Here is a 1949-nt window from a genome sequence, read left to right as displayed (position 1 = left end):
CGTGCTGAGCATTACCGGTACAACGGACGGTGCAGAGCCGGGCACCGATGGGGCATTTACCATCGGCCTTCCTTCAGGGATAACGGCAACCGAGGACATCACGGTGACCTACACGGTAAGCGGTACGGCCACGGCAGGTAGCGACTACACGGCCCTTACCGGCACGGTGACCATCCCTGCCGGAGAGAACAGCGTAAGCGTACCAGTGGCGGTGAGCGACGACCAGGTGATCGAAGGCACCGAGACGGTGGTTGTGACCCTGACCGGCGGCAGCTCAACCAGCTTCACCTTTACGGCAAGCGGCACGGATGGCAGCGCCACGGTAAACATCACGGATGATGAGAACACAGAGGCAAACCGGATACTGAGCATTACCGGTACTACTGACGGCGCCGAGCCGGGCACCGATGGGGCATTTACCATCGGCCTTCCTTCCGGGATAACGGCAACCGAGGACATCACGGTGACCTACACGGTAAGCGGTACGGCCGCGGCAGGCAGCGACTACACCGGCCTTACCGGCACGGTAACCATCCCTGCAGGCCAGAACAGCGTAAGCGTACCGGTAGCGGTGAGCGACGACCAGGTGATCGAAGGCACCGAGACGGTGATTCTGACCCTGACCGGCGGCAGCTCAACCAGCTTCACCTTTACGGCAAGCGGCACGGATGGCAGCGCCACGGTAAATATCAACGATGATGAAAATACAGTTGAAGGCAAAACACTGAGGGTAGTAACCACTGTCCACGGCGCCGAGCCGGGCACTGATGGTGCCTTCAGCATCGGCCTTCCTTCCGGGATAACGGCAACCGAGGACATCACGGTGACTTACACGGTAAGCGGTACGGCCACAGCGGATAGCGACTACACGGCCCTTACCGGCACGGTAACCATCCCTGCAGGCCAGAACAGCGTAAACGTACCAGTAGCGGTGAGCGACGACCAGGTGATCGAAGGTACCGAGACGGTGATTCTGACCCTGGCCGGAGGCAGCTCAACCAGCTTCACCTTTACGGCAAGCGGTACAGATGGCAGCGCTACAGTAAACATCACGGATGATGACAGGGCTACTCCAGACCTGTCGGTCACCATAGCGGTAGACAATGCCTCGCCGCTGGCGGGAAGCACGGTGGTGTTTACCATCGTGGTGAGCAACGGCGGGCCAGATGACGCGACGGGCGTTGAGGTGGTAAACACCCTTCCGTCGGGCTATACGTTCATGTCGGCGGAAGCCTCGGGTGGTTCGTATGACGGCGAGTCGGGTATCTGGGCGATCGGCGGTCTTGCCGTCGGTGAAAGCCGGACACTGCGGATCACCGCCTCGGTGAACAGTGAGGGTGAATACGTGAACCGCGCAGCCGTGCGTGGCAGCGAGGATGACCCGGATGCGGGCAATAACGGGGCTGAGGTTACGGTATCGCCGATCTACCCACCTGAGGCGGTCGACGACGAGGTGACCGGTTACTCGAACAAAGCGCTGGTCATTTCGGTGCTGGCCAACGACGCGGCGGGCACCCATCCGCTGGATGCGGGATCGGTCGAGATCGTGACCCAGCCGCAGCACGGCACGGTGTCCGTCGACACTGACGGTACGGTCACCTATATCCCTGCAACGGGATATGTGGGCGGGGACCGGTTCAGCTACCGCGTAAAAGACAGCGAAGGCAACTGGAGCGAACCCGCCGAAGTGACCATCACCGTTGCGGCCAATCCGCTGAAGATTGCCAACATCTTCACCCCGAACGGCGACGGTCTGAACGACCGGTTTGAAATCATCGGCATGGAAGGTTTCGACAAGGCCGAGGTGGTGGTGTTCAACCGGTGGGGCAACGAGATCTACCGCCACAACGACTACGACAACTCGTGGGGCGGTGGGGATATCCCGGAAGGCACGTATTATTATGTACTGACGCTGCATAAGGGAAACACTAAGCAGGTTGAAAAAGGCT

The 1949-nt window shown here is 60.2% G+C and carries 1 protein-coding gene; it reads left to right on the top strand.

Translation table 11 applies throughout. The features are described 5' to 3' along the window. Positions 1-1949, top strand: a 1949-nt coding sequence (locus ACFQRK_RS16360; protein WP_379008645.1) for a Calx-beta domain-containing protein, incomplete at both ends; no start/stop codon positions are given.

This window comes from Parapedobacter sp. GCM10030251 (assembly GCF_042666505.1).
GTDB lineage: Bacteria > Bacteroidota > Bacteroidia > Sphingobacteriales > Sphingobacteriaceae > Parapedobacter.
The sequence above is the reverse complement of the archived record's forward strand: the minus strand, read 5'-3'. Positions and strand labels throughout refer to the sequence as shown.